At 46.5% G+C, this 19,003-nt stretch carries 18 protein-coding genes and 1 other annotated feature; of the genes, 14 read left to right on the plus strand and 4 right to left on the minus strand.

The window, feature by feature from the left end:
* The first annotated feature begins 194 nt into the window (after positions 1 to 194).
* The 7 genes from tsaE (at position 195) to BUA78_RS13150 (ending at position 5,888) form a co-directional block, all read left to right on the plus strand.
* On the plus strand, positions 195 to 668 hold the full coding sequence (gene tsaE / locus BUA78_RS13120) for a tRNA (adenosine(37)-N6)-threonylcarbamoyltransferase complex ATPase subunit type 1 TsaE (protein WP_238456820.1): 474 nt from the start codon (positions 195 to 197) through the stop codon (positions 666 to 668).
* The gene (tsaB, locus tag BUA78_RS13125; protein WP_072915331.1) at positions 649 to 1,353 is read left to right on the plus strand and encodes a tRNA (adenosine(37)-N6)-threonylcarbamoyltransferase complex dimerization subunit type 1 TsaB; all 705 of its coding nucleotides are present in this window, start codon (positions 649 to 651) and stop codon (positions 1,351 to 1,353) included. The genes tsaE and tsaB overlap by 20 nt, the downstream gene beginning before the upstream one ends.
* Complete coding sequence (gene rimI, locus BUA78_RS13130) at positions 1,341 to 1,805, plus strand: ribosomal protein S18-alanine N-acetyltransferase (RefSeq protein ID WP_084082418.1); 465 nt, start codon at positions 1,341 to 1,343, stop codon at positions 1,803 to 1,805. Before tsaB ends, rimI begins: the two co-directional genes overlap by 13 nt.
* Positions 1,806 to 1,834: 29 nt before the next feature.
* The gene (gene tsaD / locus BUA78_RS13135; protein WP_072915499.1) at positions 1,835 to 2,857 is read left to right on the plus strand and encodes a tRNA (adenosine(37)-N6)-threonylcarbamoyltransferase complex transferase subunit TsaD; all 1,023 of its coding nucleotides are present in this window, start codon (positions 1,835 to 1,837) and stop codon (positions 2,855 to 2,857) included.
* 273 nt (positions 2,858 to 3,130) lie between these two features.
* Positions 3,131 to 3,372 (plus strand) — a binding site (T-box leader).
* Between the two features lie 168 nt (positions 3,373 to 3,540).
* A complete protein-coding gene (locus tag BUA78_RS13140) occupies positions 3,541 to 4,845 on the plus strand; it encodes a phenylacetate--CoA ligase family protein (RefSeq protein WP_072915501.1) in 1,305 nt (434 codons plus the stop codon).
* 18 nt (positions 4,846 to 4,863) lie between these two features.
* The gene (locus tag BUA78_RS13145; RefSeq protein WP_072915332.1) at positions 4,864 to 5,295 is read left to right on the plus strand and encodes an ACT domain-containing protein; all 432 of its coding nucleotides are present in this window, start codon (positions 4,864 to 4,866) and stop codon (positions 5,293 to 5,295) included.
* The gene (locus BUA78_RS13150; RefSeq protein WP_072915334.1) at positions 5,295 to 5,888 is read left to right on the plus strand and encodes a 5-formyltetrahydrofolate cyclo-ligase; all 594 of its coding nucleotides are present in this window, start codon (positions 5,295 to 5,297) and stop codon (positions 5,886 to 5,888) included. Before BUA78_RS13145 ends, BUA78_RS13150 begins: the two co-directional genes overlap by 1 nt.
* A gap of 49 nt (positions 5,889 to 5,937) precedes the next feature.
* Here BUA78_RS13150 and BUA78_RS13155 read toward each other — a convergent pair whose 3' ends face one another.
* Together BUA78_RS13155 and BUA78_RS13160 are read right to left on the minus strand one after the other, a co-directional pair.
* The gene (locus BUA78_RS13155; RefSeq protein ID WP_072915336.1) at positions 5,938 to 7,473 is read right to left on the minus strand and encodes a CoA-acylating methylmalonate-semialdehyde dehydrogenase; all 1,536 of its coding nucleotides are present in this window, start codon (positions 7,471 to 7,473) and stop codon (positions 5,938 to 5,940) included.
* 38 nt (positions 7,474 to 7,511) lie between these two features.
* Positions 7,512 to 8,894, minus strand: coding sequence for an aminotransferase (locus BUA78_RS13160; protein WP_072915338.1), 1,383 nt, complete (start codon positions 8,892 to 8,894; stop codon positions 7,512 to 7,514).
* Positions 8,895 to 9,093: 199 nt separating this feature from the next.
* Here BUA78_RS13160 and BUA78_RS13165 point away from each other — a divergent pair, with 199 nt between their 5' ends.
* The 3 genes from BUA78_RS13165 to BUA78_RS19720 all read left to right on the plus strand — a co-directional run bounded on the left by BUA78_RS13165 (position 9,094) and on the right by BUA78_RS19720 (position 12,488).
* Complete coding sequence (locus BUA78_RS13165; protein ID WP_072915341.1) at positions 9,094 to 10,524, plus strand: sigma-54 interaction domain-containing protein; 1,431 nt, start codon at positions 9,094 to 9,096, stop codon at positions 10,522 to 10,524.
* A 466-nt stretch (positions 10,525 to 10,990) separates the two neighbouring features.
* Positions 10,991 to 12,211, plus strand: coding sequence for an APC family permease (locus tag BUA78_RS13175; protein ID WP_084082420.1), 1,221 nt, complete (start codon positions 10,991 to 10,993; stop codon positions 12,209 to 12,211).
* Positions 12,198 to 12,488: a hypothetical protein gene (locus BUA78_RS19720; protein ID WP_084082421.1), complete on the plus strand. Its 291-nt coding sequence runs from the start codon at positions 12,198 to 12,200 to the stop codon at positions 12,486 to 12,488. The genes BUA78_RS13175 and BUA78_RS19720 overlap by 14 nt, the downstream gene beginning before the upstream one ends.
* A 120-nt stretch (positions 12,489 to 12,608) precedes the next feature.
* Here the strand turns inward: BUA78_RS19720 and BUA78_RS13180 are convergent, their stop codons facing one another.
* Positions 12,609 to 12,974, minus strand: coding sequence for a hypothetical protein (locus BUA78_RS13180; protein WP_072915345.1), 366 nt, complete (start codon positions 12,972 to 12,974; stop codon positions 12,609 to 12,611).
* A 56-nt stretch (positions 12,975 to 13,030) separates the two neighbouring features.
* On the opposite strand from BUA78_RS13180, the gene BUA78_RS13185 reads away from it, so the two are divergent.
* Positions 13,031 to 13,606, plus strand: coding sequence for a class I SAM-dependent methyltransferase (locus tag BUA78_RS13185; RefSeq protein ID WP_072915347.1), 576 nt, complete (start codon positions 13,031 to 13,033; stop codon positions 13,604 to 13,606).
* A 176-nt stretch (positions 13,607 to 13,782) separates the two neighbouring features.
* On the opposite strand, the gene hemZ is transcribed toward BUA78_RS13185, so the two are convergent.
* Complete coding sequence (hemZ, locus tag BUA78_RS13190; protein WP_238456821.1) at positions 13,783 to 15,261, minus strand: coproporphyrinogen dehydrogenase HemZ; 1,479 nt, start codon at positions 15,259 to 15,261, stop codon at positions 13,783 to 13,785.
* 152 nt (positions 15,262 to 15,413) lie between these two features.
* On the opposite strand from hemZ, the gene BUA78_RS13195 reads away from it, so the two are divergent.
* From BUA78_RS13195 to BUA78_RS13205, 3 genes are all read left to right on the plus strand, one after another.
* Positions 15,414 to 15,593 carry a hypothetical protein gene (locus BUA78_RS13195; RefSeq protein WP_072915348.1) on the plus strand — a complete coding sequence of 60 codons (180 nt, stop codon included), beginning with the start codon at positions 15,414 to 15,416 and terminating at the stop codon, positions 15,591 to 15,593.
* 139 nt (positions 15,594 to 15,732) lie between these two features.
* Positions 15,733 to 16,962 carry a molybdopterin molybdotransferase MoeA gene (locus BUA78_RS13200; protein WP_072915350.1) on the plus strand — a complete coding sequence of 410 codons (1,230 nt, stop codon included), beginning with the start codon at positions 15,733 to 15,735 and terminating at the stop codon, positions 16,960 to 16,962.
* Between the two features lie 99 nt (positions 16,963 to 17,061).
* On the plus strand, positions 17,062 to 18,996 hold the full coding sequence (locus BUA78_RS13205) for a molybdopterin biosynthesis protein (RefSeq protein ID WP_072915351.1): 1,935 nt from the start codon (positions 17,062 to 17,064) through the stop codon (positions 18,994 to 18,996).
* Positions 18,997 to 19,003 lie beyond the last annotated feature (7 nt).

The raw sequence follows: 19,003 nt of genomic DNA on the forward strand, positions 1-19,003 counted from the left end.
TACAGATAGGGGTCTTTGCTATATAATAACCATAGTTTGGTTAGAAAAAATTGGCTTGCGCCCCATTGGGTGCAGATGCCAGCGGAGCCTCGTTTGCCCTTTCTGATAGGCCAAAAACAAATAATGAAGCAATACTTTAGAGAGTATCTTCTCAAACGTAAAAAGGTGGTTATATGTAAGCAATGGGAACGGAGATGTTGAAAAGTTTTTCGTCGGAAGAAACCAGGCAATTTGGTGAAAAAATGGCTTTGCTATTACAAGCGGGTGATATTATCTGCCTGAACGGAGATTTAGGAGCAGGTAAAACGGCCTTTTCCCAGGGGGTTGCCCGGGGATTGGGAGTAACCTCGCATGTTACCAGTCCGACCTTTACCTTAATTAATGAATATGAAGGGCGTTTGCCACTGTATCATTTCGATGTCTACCGCCTGGGAGATTCCGAAGAAATGGCAGATTTGGGCTATGAAGAGTACTTTTACGGCCCAGGCGTTTGTCTTGTGGAATGGGCTGAACTGGTAGAAGATGTGCTGCCAGAGGAGCGTTTGGATATCACTTTGCTAAAGGATGAAGAGGCAGAGGAAGTTCGGCTGATCAAGTTTACACCAAGGGGTCAGCGCTATAAACATCTGGTAGAGGAGATGAACCAACTTGTTTGTCCTGGGAATTGAAGCAGCTACGCCGGTGGCGGCAGTGGCTATAGTTGAGGACGGCCGTGTCTTGGCGGAGCGGCTAGTGAATAATCGCCGTACCCACTCCATCAACCTGTTGCCTATGATCAAAGCAGTGATTGAGGATGCGGGCCTTACCCCTCCACAAATCCAGGGGATTGCTGTTTCCTTCGGCCCAGGGTCTTTTACCGGCCTTCGGATAGGTCTTACTACAGCCAAGACCCTAGCCTGGGTGTGGCAGGTTCCGGTGGTGGGAGTATCCACCCTGGAGGCATTGGCCTTACCGCTGGCTCCTCAGGGGCAGCTAATTTGTCCCATTCTAAACGCCAGAAAAAATGAAGTATATGCCAGTATCTTTAGAGGTAGAGCGGGTCAACCGGAGCTGCTGAAAGGCCCATTGGCAGTAAGCCCTCGGCAGTTGGCAGAGGTTTTGGCGGAGTGGGAGGGCCAGGTTACCTTTTTGGGGGATGGGGTGCCTGTTTATCAACAAGAACTATCTGATTTACTCGGGGAGCGGGCTTTGTTTACCCCGCAAGCTGCCTTGTTACCCCGGGGAGCGGCGGTGGCAGAGTTGGGCTATTGGCAGTTGGCCGCTGGCCAAGGACTATCCCATTTGGAACTGGCAGCCCAATATATTAGGCTGTCGGAGGCAGAAGTTAAACTGGCAGCCAAATGTGGGAAGTAGGTGATGCAGTGGAGTATCGGCTAATTGAAATGAAGCTTGACCATATCCCAGGGGTACTGGAAATTGAACAGGTTTCCTTTCCTACACCCTGGTCCAGTCAGGCATTTACCTACGAAATAACGCAAAATAATTTTGCCCATTATGTAGTGGCACTGGAAGATGAAAAGGTGATTGGTTATGTGGGTATGTGGATGGTTTTAGATGAAGCCCACATTACCAATGTGGCAGTTCACCCTAGCTATCGTGGTAAAAAATTGGGCTTGGCTCTCATGGTTGAAGTTATGCGGCTAGCCGTCCTGCGTGGTGCCAGCCGCATGACCTTAGAGGTCAGGCCCTCCAATACGGTAGCCAGGGAACTATATAAAAAGCTGGGCTTTAAAGAAAAGGGCCTGCGCAAACGTTATTATACAGATACCAATGAGGATGCCATCATCATGTGGGTGGATTTATAGCTGCCTCACAGAGAATTTTGGAGGTTTTTATGGGAATTACAATACTAGGTATCGAAACATCCTGTGATGAAACATCGGCAGCGGTGCTGGAGGATGGGATAACTTTACGTTCTAACATTGTTTCCTCTCAGGTGGATATCCATAAAAAATTTGGTGGCGTGGTGCCGGAGGTAGCATCCCGCAAACATTTAGAAAATGTTCATCCCGTGATTATGGAAGCGCTGGAACAAGCCAAGGTAACCCTGAAAGATATTAATGCCATAGCCGTTACCTATGGGCCTGGTTTAGTGGGGGCACTCTTGGTAGGGGTAGCCGCGGCCAAAGCGATGGCTTATGCCCTGGATGTTCCATTGATTGGAGTCAATCACCTGGAGGGACATATAGCGGCCAATTTTCTGACCCGGCCCGACTTGGAATTTCCCCTGCTATGTCTGGTGGTTTCCGGTGGACATTCAGATCTGGTCTTTATGCCACATCGGGGAGACTATCAACTGCTTGGCCGTACCAGAGATGATGCGGCGGGTGAAGCCTTTGACAAAGTGGCTCGGGCCATGGGCCTGGGCTATCCTGGGGGACCGCTTATTGATAAACTGGCTCGGGAGGGAGACGCCAGTGCGCTGAAGTTACCCAGAGCTTTTTTGGAAGAGGGCAGCTTGGACTTTAGCTTTAGTGGTTTAAAGTCAGCGGTGCTAAATTATTTAAATCGAGCGGAGATGCGCCAGGAAGAAGTTAACAAGGCCGACTTGGCTGCCAGCTTTCAGCAGGCTACCGTAGAGGTATTAGTGGAAAAGACACTTTTAGCCGCAGAGCGGACCGCTGTAAAAACCATTATGTTAGCCGGTGGGGTGGCTGCCAACGGGGGGCTAAGGAGTTTACTACAAACCAGAGCACTGGCAGCAGGCTGTACTGTGGTTTATCCACCCCTTCATTTATGCACAGACAATGCAGCCATGATTGCCTGTGCCGGTTATTATAAATATTTACGGGGAGATTTTGCCCCGTTAACCCTTAACGCAGTCCCGGCTTTGTCTTTGGGAGAGGAGAAGTATTAACATAAATACTCCTTTTTTAGCCACTTATCCACTGTTCTGTGGGTACTTAACTGTGGATAATGTGGATAAGTCTGTTAATAACTTACGAATTAAGGCTTTTTACTGTGAATATTAAAGCGGAGCCTACCGAACAAAACATAGCTACGTTTTGGTAAGGGGTTGTTATTACCCTGTCCAAAATTCGACACATCCGGTGGTTACACTAATTAGAATTGTAAAAAAATAGGTTGACGACGGTGGCTCATTGTGATAACGTATTTGTAAGTTGAAATGGTTAATGCGATGATGGAGAAAAGTAAATCTCCCCAGCCTTTCAGGGAAAAGAAGCCGTGACTGGAAGCTTCTTTAAGGTATGGCTGATTGAAGTTCCCTCCGGAGTTGCTGTGCTGAAGCGATCAGTAGGTGCAGCCGGATGTCCCGCCGTTACAGGGGAGAGGTATCGGATCATGTCCTGTACCGGTAAAGTGGCTCTTGCAATTAGGGTGGTACCACGGAAAATACTCTCCGTCCCTTGGTGGATGGAGATTTTTTTATTTACCGTTACTTCATTTTCCCGTACCTGCTTTGAGTTGGGCCCAAGTGGCCAATTAGGGTGGTACCGCGGAATTGTATCTCCGTCCCTGCATAGGGATGGGGATTTTTTGTTCAAAGTATCTGTACATACTATTATGGGGGTGGAGTATATGACTTCTTATTGGGATGCACATCATGAAACCATGTCTCGGGATCAGTTAGCCGAGATCCAAACAAAAAGATTAAAAACATTGGTAGAACGGGTGTATACGTCGGTGCCTTTTTATCGCCAGGCCTTTCAGGAAAAGGGAATTACACCCGGAGATATCAAGTCTCTGGAGGATTTAAAAAGCTTACCCTTTACTACCAAAAAGGATTTGCGGGATACCTATCCCTTTGGCTTATTTGCAGTTCCCCGCAGCGAAATTGTGCGTATGCACGCTTCTTCCGGTACCACTGGCAAGCCAATTGTGGTAGGCTATACTAAGAAGGATTTGGATACCTGGTCCGATTTAGTGGCCCGCTGCTTTTCTATGGCTGGCGGCACCAAAGAAGATGTGGTACAGAATGCCTATGGCTATGGTTTATTTACCGGTGGGTTAGGCATTCATTATGGTGCCGAACGGTTGGGAGCTACCATTGTTCCCATCTCAGGGGGCAACACGGCTCGTCAAATTATGTTAATGCAGGATTTTCAAACCTCTATCTTAACGTGTACTCCTTCGTATGCCTTGTATCTGGCAGATGAAATCCATGCTGCTGGGGTAGACCTCGGGACTTTGCACTTAAAAGTTGGGATTTTTGGTGCTGAGCCCTGGTCGAACAATATGCGGCGGCAATTGGAAGAGAAGCTGGGTATTAGAGCCCATGATATCTATGGTCTCAGTGAAGTGTTAGGGCCTGGTGTGGCTATGGAGTGTCCTTGTCAGAATGGCTTGCATGTTTTTGAGGATCATTTTATTCCAGAAATTATCGACCCGGTGACTGAACAGCCGCTGCCCTATGGTGAAAAGGGTGAACTGGTCTTCACCACCCTGACCAAGGAAGGCTTCCCGGTTATCCGTTATCGCACCAAAGACATCTCTACCCTCTACCCGGAAGTATGTGAATGTGGACGAACTCACCTGCGGATGGAGAGAATTACCGGCCGTACCGATGATATGCTCATTATCCGAGGGGTCAATGTCTTCCCTTCCCAGATCGAAAGTGTGTTACTGGAGTTTGGTGAGACCGAACCGCACTACCTGCTGGTAGTTGATCGCAAGGCCTCCCTGGACGATTTGGAAATTCAGGTGGAATTATCCGCTAACATGTTCTCCGATAAAATAGCTGGTTTGGAAGTGTTGGAGCGAAGATTACGCGAACGCATCTTAAGTGTGCTGGGCATTTCTGCTAAAATAAAATTGGTGGAACCTAAATCTTTGCCTCGCAGTGAGGGGAAAGCCAAAAGAGTCATCGATAGGCGAGAATTATAAATAAGGGAGGTATTGTAAGTGCGCGTACAACAAATCTCCATTTTCTTGGAGAACAAGAAGGGCCGTCTGGCCAAAGTAACCGAAGTGCTGGGGGAAAATCAGATCAACATACGTGCCCTTTCCATTGCCGATACCACGGATTTTGGTATCCTACGTTTAATTGTTAACAAACCACAGTTGGCCTATCAGGTGTTAAAGGAAGCTGGCTTTACGGTTAGTACCACCGATGTGATTGCTGTGGAAGTAACCGATCAGCCGGGAGGTTTGAGCAACATTCTGCGTCACCTGGATAAGGTAGGTATCAATATTGAGTACTTATATGCCTTTGTTACCCAAACCACTTCCGCGGCCTTGATTGTTTTCCGTGTTGAGCAGGTGGATGAAGCCATTAAGGTTCTCCAGGGAAATAGCATCCGCATCGTGCCTGGGGATGAAGTATACCAAATCTGATGCAAGAAGCAAAACAAATGATTCGCCAACAGGTACTGGCGGCCCGCCGCAGTTTGACACCGACAGAGGCACTGGAGAAAAGCAGCCGTATTACCCAGCGCCTGTTAGAACTGCCGCAATATGGTAAGGCGAGAACCATCTTAACCTATCTGGATTTTCGGGGGGAAGTATGTACCGGTTCTTTCATCAGCCAAGCTCTTGAGGCAGGTAAGATTATAGCGGTGCCGCTGGTAAACAAAACCGAAAAGCGGATGACACCTTGCCAATTAGTAAATTATCCTGAGGAGCTAGTTCCGGGTGCCTATGGCATTCTGGAACCGGCTCCAGATAAAATAAGACCGGTGCCGGTGGAAACCGTGGATATGGTGCTGGTGCCGGGGGTTGTCTTTGATGAACAGGGACACCGTCTGGGCTATGGCGGAGGCTTTTACGATCGCTTTTTACCCCAGCTACGGCCAGATGCTGTTATTGTGGCCTTGGCTTATGAGTTGCAAATATGGCCGGATTTAATCTCCCTGATGGCAGATCATGATCAGCCTGTGGCAGTGGTTATTACGGAAGATAGGATTATTAGAACGAATGAAATGAGCTAAGGTCTAGGTGTAATCCCGGCCTTAGCTCATTTGATTAATAGTAATAAACTTAACTCCCACTGCAACCGGCAGGTTTAGAAAATTTGCTTTCCCATAAGGCATTTCCGGCTTCTGGTAAAGTATTGCCAAACCATCTGCTGGTAACGGATTTCGTTTCGGTATAGAACATGACTCCATCCTTGCTTCCCATGACGTGCAGGTCACCTAAGAAGGAGTTTTTGTGACCTTGGAAGGCAAAGAAAGATACCGGCACAGGAATACCTACATTGACACCGACCATGCCGCCATGGGTTCTGTGAGCAAACTCTCTGGCATAATAGCCACTTTGGGTGCAAATAACCGAGCCGTTGGCAAACTGGTTAGCGTTCATTAGAGTAAGACCTTCTTCAAAATCCTTAACCCGTTTAATGCATAAAACAGGGCCAAATATTTCGACATCTCCAACACTCATGCCAGGTTTTACATGATCCAGAATGGTAGGACCGACAAAATAGCCGCCTTCATAGCCTTCCACCAGGACATCTCTGCCGTCCAGAACCAACGTAGCGCCTTCTTCAATGCCTTTGTTGACCCAGTTAACCACAGATTCCTTATGGGATTTGGAACCGACGGGTCCTAAGGTAGAGCATTCCTTGACTGCCGGACCAATCTTTAGCTGCTTGGCATATTGAACACATAAGGCGACAAATTCGTCGGCGATGGATTCCTCAACCACGGCCACCGGCAAAGCCATGCAACGTTGTCCGGCCGCACCAAAGGCCGAGGTTACCACGACCTTAGCGGAATTTTCCAGATCGCAATCCTTTACTACCAAGGCATGGTTTTTCGCTTCTCCCAGTGCCTGTACCCGCTTGCCATGGGCTGCTGCTGTAGCATAAATATGTCTACCTACTTTGGTTGAGCCAACATAAGAGATACCCCTGACATCAGGATGACGAAGGAATAGATCAGCTTCATTCCGGCTGCAGGTAATAACGTTCACTACACCCTCCGGCAAACCCGCTTCAATTAATAACTCCATGATTCGCATACCTGTCTGGGGCACCTTGCTGGCTAACTTGAGGACAAAGGTATTCCCGGTGGCAATGCATAAAGGCAACATCCAGCCAAAGGGAATCATTGCTGGAAAGTTGGCCGGGGCAATCCCGACAAAGACGCCGATGGGTTCGCGGTAAGAAACAGTGTCAATGCCGTTGGAGACCTGCATTAAGGTATCACCTTGCATCATCAAAGGTGTAGCGCAAGCCAACTCAGCTCCTTCAATCGCCTTACCCACCTCACCCCTGGCTTCTTTAATGGTTTTTCCTTGCTCCTGTGCTACCAGAGTAGCCAGCTCTTCCAAATGTTCCTCCAGGATTCTTTTATAGCGAAAGATGAGTTCGGTTCTTTTTTGGACGGGCATCACGGACCAGGCACCAAAAGCTTTTTTAGCTGCGGCCACTGCTTCATTAACCTCTTCCACGGTGCAGCAAGGCGCCTCGGCCATTACTTCACCGGTGCTGGTGTTGTACACCGGCATATACGTTTCTGTTTTTGATTCTTTCCACTGGTTGTTAACACAAAACTTTAATCTTTTCATAGACATTTCTGCAGCCTCCTAGTGTTTGATTATTTGTAAGTGCATTACCGCTGTACCGTTTCCAAAGCTTTCTTAATAGCACCAACCATTCGGTCAAGCTCTTCTTTGCTTACAATATACATAGGTGCCATGGTAACAACGTTATTAAATCCAGGCACGCTGCGGTTCATTCTGCCAACCAGAACACCCTGGGAAGCAATGATGCTTAACAGTTTTCCCATGTATGCTTCACTGACAGGAACTTTCGTTGACCGATCTTCTACCAGTTCAATTCCGGCAAATAAGCCCTTGCCACGAATTTCACCAACCACTGGGAAGCCCGCCAATTCTTTCAGGCTTTCTAACAAATAATTACCCATTTCCTTAACTCTTTCAACTAGGTTTTGTTCTTCGATAATTTTAATGTTTTCTAAAGCTGCTGTGCAGGATCCGGCGCTGCCGCCATAGGTACTAATATCACGGAAGTAAGCAAAGGTATCTGCAGGGTCATTGATGAACTGTTCAAAGATGTGTGGTTTACAAACAGTGGCCGAAATCGGCATATAAGAGCTGGCCATACCCTTGGCCATAGTGATCATGTCAGGGCTTACATCAAAGTGCTGATGTCCAAACCATTTACCGGTTCTGCCAAAACCGCAAACAACCTCGTCCAAAATTAATAGCACTTCGTATTTCTGGCAGATTTCTTGGATCACTTGGAAATACTCTGCCTGAGGTACTAGAATACCGCCGCCTGCAGTAATCGGCTCAACAATGAACGCTGCTACTGTATCAGGACCTTCTGATAAAATTACATCTTCTAAAGCCCGGGCACACTCCATATTACAACCAGGGTAAGATTTGCCAAAGCTGCAGCGATAGCAATAAGCAGCAGGTATACCAACGAAGCCGGGTACCAGGGGCTCAAATCCCATTCTCCGCTCGTCTTGACCGGTGGCACTCAGAGCAGCAAAGGTTGTTCCATGGTAATCCCTGTGACGATAAATAATTTTATATTTATCTTTGTTAGGATACTTTAATCTAAAGTACTGACGAGACATCTTGAAAGCCTTTTCATTGGCTTCGGAGCCGCTGTTTGAAATATAGGACTTTGCAGTACCAGGTAACAAAGATACCAATTTTTCGGCTAACTTGATAGCAGGCGGATTCCCGGCGCTCAGGGCATAATAGGGCATTTTTTTCAACTGTTCATAAACAGCCTTAGCAATGGACTCCTGACCGTAACCAACATTCACACACCATACGCCACCGGAAACACAGTCTAAGAATTCTCTGCCCCGAGCATCTTTAATGATGCAACCCTTACCTTCAACAATAATGGTAGGTTCGGTGGAATCGAAAATTTTGTGCTGTGTAAGGTGGTGCCACAGGTTTTGCCGATCCTTTTCCACGAGTTCTTCCGGAGTCAAATCATACCCATATGACATTTAAATAGCCCCCTTTAATAATCAAGTTTTTTATTACACCAACTATTGCAATTAACATGCCATATCATTACCATGATAAGATTTTAGGAAATACTCTTTTCCATTGAACAAGAATTACTATTGACTGTATGATTAATGCCGTTTTACATTAATAATGAAATATGTTGTCAAAAGTGCTAAATTAAGGAGCGTTGCCAACATGAACATACAATACCCCCACCAAACGAACGACCCAAGCCTTTTAAGGAAAGAAATAGATGCCATTATAGATAGTGTGTTTGATGGTATTTGGATTACCGATGGTCAAGGTATCACTGTCAGAATTAATAGGGCTTTGGAGAAAATTGCCAATCTAAAAAACAGTGAGGTCGTTGGGCGACATGTATTGGATGTACGAGATGAAGGGAAATTTGCCCTTTCAGTTAATATGAAAGCACTGGAGGAAGGAAAACCAGTTACTCTGCTAGATGAGTATAGTACAGGAAAGCGTTGTCTAACATCCAGTGTTCCTGTCTTTAATGACAAGGGGGAAATTTGGCGAGCGGTTGCTATTGTACGTGACATGACAGAATTAGAAAATCTGCAACAAGAATTACTAGTAGCCCAGGAGCAAGCCCGCCATTTTCAGGATAAAATTATAGAACTCGAAAAAGAACAACAGTTGGGTACGGATTTTGTAGGAAACAGTCCGACATTTAGAAAAGTGATTGCTACCATACGTCGGCTAGCTAAAGTAGATTCCACCACCATTATTTTGGGGGAAACTGGTACTGGTAAAAGTCTGGTGGCTCAGGCCATACATAATCTTAGCCCCCGCTCTAAAGAGCCTTTTATTAAGGTTAACTGTGGTGCTATACCCGAAAATTTAATTGAATCAGAATTGTTTGGTTATGAAAAAGGTGCCTTTACCGGGGCCCAAAAAGAAGGAAAACCAGGTATGTTTGAACTGGCTCAAGGAGGCACCATTTTCCTCGATGAGATCGGGGAACTGCCGCTGTTGTTGCAGGTAAAACTTTTACAAGCAGTGGAGGAACAGTGTGTTTTCCGGGTTGGCGGCACAAAGCCGGTTCATCTAAATGTGCGAATTATCGCAGCAACCAATAGGAATTTAGAAGAAATGGTGGCTAATCGAACCTTTCGCGAAGATCTGTATTATCGTCTAAAAGTTTTATCAATTATTCTCCCACCCCTGCGGGAAAGAAGGGAAGATATTACTCCTTTAGCCCTATATTTTTTAAAAGTATTTAATCAAAAGATGGTTCTCTCTAAGGAACTTAGTATAGATGCCATTGATTACTTGGTCAGACATAACTGGCCTGGCAATGTTCGAGAACTCCGAACGGTAATTGAGCATTTAATCATAATGACTGATAGTAATTTAATAACACCCGATGATTTGCCTTTAAATTTACGTCAATCAATGATTGAGGTGAATTTAGGCGATCAACCATTCCCCCTCAAGCAAGCAGTCCATGATTTGGAAAAAAAGTTATTAACCAAAGCCATTCAGAAATATCAGAACAGCTATAAAGTTGCTGAAATCTTAAAGATAAACCAGTCTACCGTAATTAGGAAGGCTCAAAAATACGGCATTTCCTTTAATGAAATTACTAAGTTAAACGGGAAATAATAGAAAAACCGAGGTAAAAAATAATATATTGAAAATAACCTCATCGAAAAAGACGACTCTCCTTCAACTTTTTGAATGGAGAGCCGTCTTTTTGTTCAATAGTAACACTCCCATTAATGCAGGAATGCATTCTAATGATTTTTTGCATCCTGAGCAAGCCGAAAATAACAAGATTGTTTAAAAAAGCCAATTCCAAAATGCATTTGATCAGTAATTATCATAACAACCTTACTGGTACCGTGATATTTCCAAAGCCCTGTTTTACGTTATTTTTGTTCCTAATACTTGAGATTAAAACAACATTACTTAAAAGACATACTTCTGATCATTTAGCATGGAATATGGCATCTTATTTGCACTTTATTTACTTAATTTACTTAATTTGCTGTTTCTCATGTGAAAGGAGGGGTAAGGGCCTTCTTAAAAAGACTATTAGATTTAAGAAAAATAACGAGGAGGGGACAACATGACGGAAAAACGGGTGGAATTGAAAAAAGCTTTGAATCCTATAGATGTATGGGCATTGGCATTAGGATCTATTATTGGGTTTGGTTGTTTTGTACTTCCCGGGGATTGGCTGCCCAAGGCAGGCCCGTTGGGTGCAGCCATTGCTTTTCTCCTAGGCGGTTTATTGATGCTGATTATTGCCAATAGCTACAGTGTCATGATAAAAAATTTTCCCGTGGCGGGTGGGGAATTTGCCTATGCCTATGGTGCCTTTGGTCGTTATCATGCATATATTTGCGGCTGGTTTTTGGCTTTGGGTTATTTGTCCATCATACCTGCCAATGGAACTGCCTTAGCGGTGTTAGGCCGGTTTGTGGCCCCGGGACTGTTTGAATGGGGTTATTTGTATACTGTTGCTGGGTGGGAAGTGTACCTGGGAGAAATAATGTTAGCCACATTTGCCATGTTGTTCTTTTTCTATCTTCATTATAAAGGCGTTGGAGCCGCCGGTAAAATGCAGTCATTAATTGTTGTCTTGCTGGTAGCTGCTGTACTGCTCTTAGGAGGAGGCGCTTTATTAAATCCAGTTACTTCAACAGCTAACCTGCAACCGTTGTTTGCACCGGGAAAATCTGCTATAGCTTGTATTGCAGCCCTGCTGGCCATTGCTCCATTTCTATTTGTTGGTTTTGATACAATTCCTCAGGCAGCGGAAGAATTTAATTTTTCCCATGATAAAACAAAAAAGTTAATGTATCTGGCTATTATCATAGGAGCTGTTGTTTATGCTACCGTAACATTGTCTACAGCTATGGCGGAACCCTGGCAAGATTTGATTGCAGGTAAACCGGTATGGGCCTCGGGTCAGGCGATGTATAAGACCATGGGGAACCTTGGCGTAGTGTTCCTTATGGTGGGGGTATTAATGGCTATTACCAGTGGAATAAACGGCTTCTTTATGGCTACTAGCCGTTTGTTATTTGGTATGGGACGTGCTAAGGTGTTGCCTAACTGGTTTACAGATATTCATCCCAAGTATAGCACTCCCTACAAGGCATTAATTTTTGTGCTCATTATTTCTTTAGTTGCCCCCTGGTTTGGTAGAAAAGCAATTATCTGGATTGTGGATATGTGTGCAGTTGGTACAGCAATTGGTTACATGTATACCTGTATGGCCTGTTATCTGCTGAGTAAAAATAATTCCAGTCAGTATGCCAGGGGCGGCTATGGGAAAGGTTAAGGGGTTAGTTGGTACGCTTTGTGCTATTTTGTTCTTAGGCTTGTTGCTTATTCCAGGCTCACCGGCTTTCTTGACATTACCATGCTGGATTGCGCTAGCCTGTTGGTTAGCCATAGGGTTGTATTTCTACCTAACCATAGTAAAGGACTACAAACAATTATCAGAGGAGCAGTTGGATCATTATATTTTAGGAGACTTTCATAATATTATAAAAAAACCACTGGTTGCAGATTCTTATCAAAATCGGCCGACTGCAAATGAAAAAATATCTGGTTAATTTAAACAGAAGAAAGCAATAGTTTTCAATGGTATGTCTGCATTGATTAAGTAAGAACTGAGTAATCTTTACGATAATCTTTGATACACCTGGCTTGGGGTCAGGTGTATCAGAATTTTCTTATAAATAGTAATTCAAGAGAGGAATACTGTGGAAGGAAACAGTCAAGTTATTTTTGTTACAGCCGTGTTTTTTTGATTTCCTATGCAATTGCAAATCGCCCAGAATTTTACAGGTCCGTTCCCCCGGAATACTGGATCCAAGAACAAATCCGTCCCGATCACAAATAACCTTTGTCTTACCCGTTGTTTTTTCATCTACAACAGCGCGGTCTAAGTCGCTGTATTCAGTAGTATAGACGTGGATGCTGTCACCCTTTTCGCTTGCCTCATCCTTGGTCATTCCTAAAGGTGCAAACTCAGGATCTATAAAAGTACACCATACAACATGCTCCATAGAGATGGTTTTTTGAATAGTGAGTTGCATACTTTTGTTAAATGGTATATTTTAAAAGTTAAAGACCGGTAAAGGTGTGATTATCCTTGTTTTTTAAGACAATAGCACCATTTTACGATCATTTTGTGAATAAAACAGGCATGGATTTTCGCAAGCAATTGCTGGAGTGGGTTGCTCCTAGGCCTGGGGAGAGTCTGTTGGACCTGGGGGGAGGTACTGGTCGGAATGTACCGGTACTAATCGCCCGAGGGGCCAAAGTGGTAATATTAGATGCCTCGGAAGCGATGTTACATCAGGCCAGAAAAAACCATATCTCGGCGGAGTTGGTGTTGGGGGATGCCCGGCAGATGCCTTTTCCCCAGGATTATTTCGATGGTGTTTTATGTTCCGATGCCTGGCACCATATGCCGGAACAGCCAAGAATAGCCAGGGAGTTGGCCAGAGTATTACGCTCCGGTGGCCGGGTGGTCATGCTGGAATTTAACCCGGCTTGTTGGCAGGGGAAAGTCATTAGAGCGGTAGAAAGGCTCTTTGGGGAACCGGGAACCTTTGTGACGCCGGAACAACTTATGCTACAGATGAGAGAAGTAGGTATTATCGGTGACATTCAGGAGCTTGGCAATTGGCAATATATTTTTATCGGTAAGAAACAGGGGGTATAAAAAAGGAGTGCGCAAAACTACTTTTTTGCGCACTCCTTTTTTATAGTAGGGGCGAACTTCGTTCGTCCGGATGAACTACCTGTGGGCTACAAGTGTGTATCAAAATAGCGGACGACCACAGGTCGCCCCTACATCGCAGCATCGGTTCATTGTGTAACAGCATCCTTTAATTTATTTCAATTTGCTAGCAGGCTTTGAATATGTTTGATTTTTCGTTCGAGGTACTCATCCAGCCGCTCCACATACTGGCGGGTCTCTTTAGCGTTGTATTCATTGACGAGGGTCCAGGTACGGGGATCAACCCACTTGGAACCTGCCCCGACCCCGAGGCCAATAATGGTTTGCCGCTCCTCGATCATTTGAATGTTATAGACACATTGGTGTCCGGGTAGAGCATAACCGATGTTCTCTAGATTACCAACCATTTGCTTTTGACGATACATATAGTAGGGTTCCAGCCCCATCTCACTGGCTATCCGGGCGGTTTCCTGCCACATAGCCGTGGCTTCGCTGGCACCGGGCAGAGGAAATTCTGCCAGCCTTTGTTTTAGATGCGAGGCTCTTTTGAGGGCCAAAGCATGGACTGTCAGATTTTCCGGCTGCATCGTGGCCAGGCACTGCATGGTATGGGCTACCTCTTGAAGAGTTTCACCTGGCAAGCCGATAATGACATCCATGTTGATGGTGTCAAAATGAAACCGGCGGGCTGCTTCCACGGCTTGATAGATGTCCTCCACCGAGTGGGAACGGCCAATGGCCTCCAACGTTTTTTGATTCATGCTCTGGGGATTGATACTGAGTCGGGTTACCCGGTGTTCGTCCAATACTCCGAGAATTTCTTCAGTTAGTGTGTCCGGGCGCCCTCCCTCCACAGTATATTCCATAGTTTCTTTATTTCTTAAGTGTTGGTTGATTACCTGCAACAGCATCTTTAATTGCTCACAATGCAAGCTGGTGGGGGTCCCGCCTCCGAGATAAATAGATTGGACTGTCAGACCGTTACTTTGTAGAGTCTCCCCCACCACGCGTATCTCCTCCAGCAACGCCTGGAGAAAGGGAGCTACCATAGCGCGATGTTTATTAATGGGATAGGAGGGGAAAGAACAATACAGGCAGCGGGTAGGACAAAAGGGAATACCGATGTATACAGCCACCATTTTGGCTGCTTGTTCCTGAGAAAGTAAAAAAGAGCGCTGGCTGTGGGCAATATCAGTAATCAAGGATGCTTTCTCTGGGGCAAGGGCGTATTTCGCCTTTAAAAAATCCTCCACCTGTTCCTTGGGCCAGCCTAGGTCCAACAGGCGATGGATCACCTTGGTGGGGCGAATGCCGGTCATGATTCCCCAGGGGCTGGGGCTTGCCCCGCAAAAGGAAGCTAAGACTTGATAAACAGCCAGCCGGGCTAATCTTTTTTGTTCATTTGCTGCTTCCCCGGGCAGGATAGGTTCTCCTGTCTCCCGGTGTGCCATGGCACTTCCCTCAGCATATAACTCAGCCTCTGCCCACAAGGACTTTCCTTGCTCACCAAAAGTCAGGTTAAGGGCTAACGTGGCTCCGCTGTCAGTTACCAATTGGGCACCGGGATAAAATAACCAAATGATGTCTTGGATGGTACCTCTATATTCCTCTGCCAGGTTTGAAAGACCAATGATCAAAGTATTTCTCTCCTTTAAGCATATGCTATAAATGGATTGTCTCGTTATGTAGAAAAAAGGATAACAGTGGTTTGGGTCAGAAGGATATTTTAAGATGGTATTGTAATAATAACACAAATACAGTTATTTTTTCTAAGAGGGGAGAAATCGCCATGAGTGAACAGAAAGAGAAACTGGTTATAGCTGTCAAAGAGTTGGCCCGGGAAGGGAAACTTTCCTGTACGGCGGCTCGTAAAATTGCCGCTGAATGTAATGTACCCCCGAAAGCAGTGGGAGAAGTTTGTGATGAACTGAAAATTAAAATTAAAGCCTGTGAATTGGGATGTTTCTAACTAGCTTACCCATTACTGTCTATGCCCAAAGTATGATGAAAGCGAAGGCTGCCGCCTGCCAAAGGCTGGGCCTTACCCCATAGGGTACAAGCAATCTAAAGGGGTAAGTAAGCCGGCTTTTTGAAAAAGGAGTGTCCTTGTGGAACTATTTAATGTACTTACCGTACAACAGGCCCGTGATACTTTGCGAAGTCATTTGCCGGCCCGCGCTAAAACAGAAGTGGTGCCTCTTCTGCAGGGGCTTAACCGCATTTTAGCCCAAGATATTGTAGCCCTGGAGGACGTACCGAATTTTGATCGCTCCACCATGGATGGTTATGCCCTGAGGGCTAGGGATACCTTTGGAGCGACGGAATCCTTACCAGCCTATGTTGATGTTTCCGGGGAAGTTCTAATGGGTGAAGAAGCCAGTGGAGCACTAACAGCCGGACAAGCCTGGCTAATTCCCACTGGGGGTATGCTGCCGCCGGGGGCTGATGCTGTGGTGATGGTGGAATACACGGAAGAATTGGACAGCCAAACCATTGGCGTTACCAGACCGGTGGCGCCTGGTGAAAACTTGGTGCGTCGTGGTGAAGATGTGGCCCGAGGGACTGTGGTGCTCACTGCGGGACATCGTCTAAGACCACAGGAGCTGGGCTTGCTTGCTGCTGTGGGTGTAACCCAGGTGCCGGTAATGAAGCCTTTCAAGGTCGGTATTCTCTCTACGGGCAATGAATTAATGGCGCCAGATCAACCGGCTGAACCGGGTAAAGTGCGAGATATCAATTCCTATACCCTTTACGGTCAAGTGTTGGAAGCCGGTGGCTTGCCGATTCTTTACGGTATCATTGAAGATCATTTTGAAACCCTGCAACAAACCATGGCCAAAGCACTGGCTGAGAATGATCTGGTGCTTATTTCCGGCGGCAGTTCTGTGGGGGCTCGAGATATTACAGCCAAGGTCATTGAAACGATGGGTAGCCCAGGTGTGCTGTTTCATGGCATGGCCATCAAGCCCGGCAAACCCACCATTGGAGCGGTGGTGGAAGGAAAGGTTGTTTTGGGGTTACCGGGACATCCTGTTTCTGCTATGGTGGTTTTTGATTTACTGGCCCGGCCCATGATTGCCTCCGGTGGGTTGTACCAGAACGTTGGTTCTTTTCCTCTCCGGGCGGCTATTACCCGGAATATCCATTCAGCCACCGGGAGAGACGATTACTTGCGGGTAACACTACGACGGCAGGAAGACGGCACCATTGTGGCCGATCCGGTACTTGGCAAATCCGGCCTGATTAGCACTATGGTCAAAGCCGTTGGGGTAGCCCATATCCCTTTGAACAAAGAAGGGGTTGAGGCCGGTGAATTGGTGGATGTGTGGTTGTTCTAGAAATCCCAGCTGTTGGCTATAAGGGTAAGGAACAATGACTCATGGAAAATTACTCGTATTAATTTATGGTAAATAAATTAAAGAATTAGGAGAAAATCTATGAGAAATAAACGTGATGTTTATCTGGATGATCGCCCGTGGGAAGAAGCCTTAGCGGAACTTTTAGCTCATTTGGCGTCGCTTGGGTCTCTCTCGCCTGGTGCGCCGGAGGATATTTCGGTGGAGCAGGCCTTGGGGCGAGTTACAGCGGAGCCAATTTTTGCTGTAAACTCCTCCCCCCATTATCATGCCTCGGCCATGGATGGTATTGCTGTGGATTCCGCTCTTACCTTTGGGGCCTCGGATACCTCAGCCAAACATATCCAACTGGGTGAGAAGGCTCAAGTGGTAGATACAGGAGATCCCATTCCTGCCGGCTGTGATGCAGTGATTATGATTGAGGATGTTCATTTTGTAGAGGATGACGTATTTGAAATCACTTCTGCTGCGGCTCCTTGGCAGCATGTCAGGGCCATTGGGGAAGATGTGGTGGCCACTGAAATGATCCTGCCGGGCAATCACCGCATTAGGCCCATGGATATAGGAGGGATCTTAGCGGGTGGTGTCGTGCGGGTAAAGGTGCACCCGAAACCGAAGGTAGCTTTATTGCCAACGGGTACAGAATTGGTACAGCCAGGTGGAGAATTAAAACCGGGAGATATTGTAGAATACAATACCCGGGTATTTGGCGCCATGGTAGAATCCTGGGGCGGCGAAGCGTTGCGCTGGCCCATCACCGTGGATAATTGGGACAAGCTAAAGGATTCGGTACAGCAAGCCGTTCTGCAGGCCGATGTGGTGGTAATTAACGCTGGTTCTTCCGCCGGCAGGGAGGATTTCACCGCTGAACTGATACGGGAATTAGGGACAGTACTGACCCATGGGGCTGCCATAAAACCTGGCAAACCGGTAATTTTAGGGGAAGTGATGGGAAAACCAGTGATTGGTGTACCGGGTTATCCGGTTTCTGCCTTCCTCACCATGGAATTATTTGTCAGACCGGTGGTTTATCAAAAACTGGGTTCTATTGCGCCGCTGCCACAAACCACCGAAGCGATTATCTCGCGTAAGATGCCCTCCCCCATGGGAGTGGAAGAGTTTATCCGGGTTAAAATGGGACAGGTCGGGGAGAAGATTATTGCCACACCCATATCCCGTGGGGCTGGGGTGATCATGTCGCTGGTTCGAGCAGATGGTATGTTAAGGGTACCACGCCTTTCCGAAGGCTTTCGGGCCGGGGAAACCGTTAAGGTGGAGCTAATGCGTCCCTTGGAAGAAGTTCGGCAAACCACGGTGGTAATTGGCAGCCATGATATGGCCTTGGATATTTTGGCTAACCACCTGCGCAGGAAATTTCCCGAGGCGAGCCTTTCCAGTGCCAATGTTGGGAGTTTAGGCGGTCTGTCTGCCATTAAAAGAGGCGAATGCCATTGTGGTGGTACCCATTTGCTGGATGAGGATACCGGGGATTACAACGTCAGCTATATCCAAAGATTATTAGCGGATCGCCCGGTGGTATTGTTGAACTTGGTTTATCGTCAGCAGGGGTTAATGGTGGCCAAGGGTAACCCCCTCAAGATCAAAGGGTTAGAGGATTTAGCCCGGGAAGGCATACGGTTTATTAACCGCCAGCGGGGTGCGGGTACACGCATTTTGTTGGATTATCGTCTTAAGCAACTGGGCATAGACCCGGATAGCATTTATGGCTACAACCGGGAGGAATATACTCATATGTCAGTGGCGGCAGCTGTGGCTAGCGGTGCTGCTGATGCGGGTTTAGGCATATTGGCAGCGGCCAATGCCCTGGAACTGGATTTTGTACCTGTGGTAGAAGAACGGTACGATCTCTGTATTCCCGGCGAATATTGGAACACCCCCTATATAGAGCGGATGCTGGAGGTTATTGCCACAGCAGAATTTCGCCAACAGGTGGAGGCTCTGGGAGGCTACGATTTAAGAGATTGTGGTGGTGTCATGTATCGGCAGGGAGTTTAGGAGTATC

The organism is Desulforamulus aeronauticus DSM 10349, assembly GCF_900142375.1.
In the GTDB taxonomy this organism is placed as follows: Bacteria; Bacillota; Desulfotomaculia; order Desulfotomaculales; family Desulfotomaculaceae; genus Desulfotomaculum; species Desulfotomaculum aeronauticum.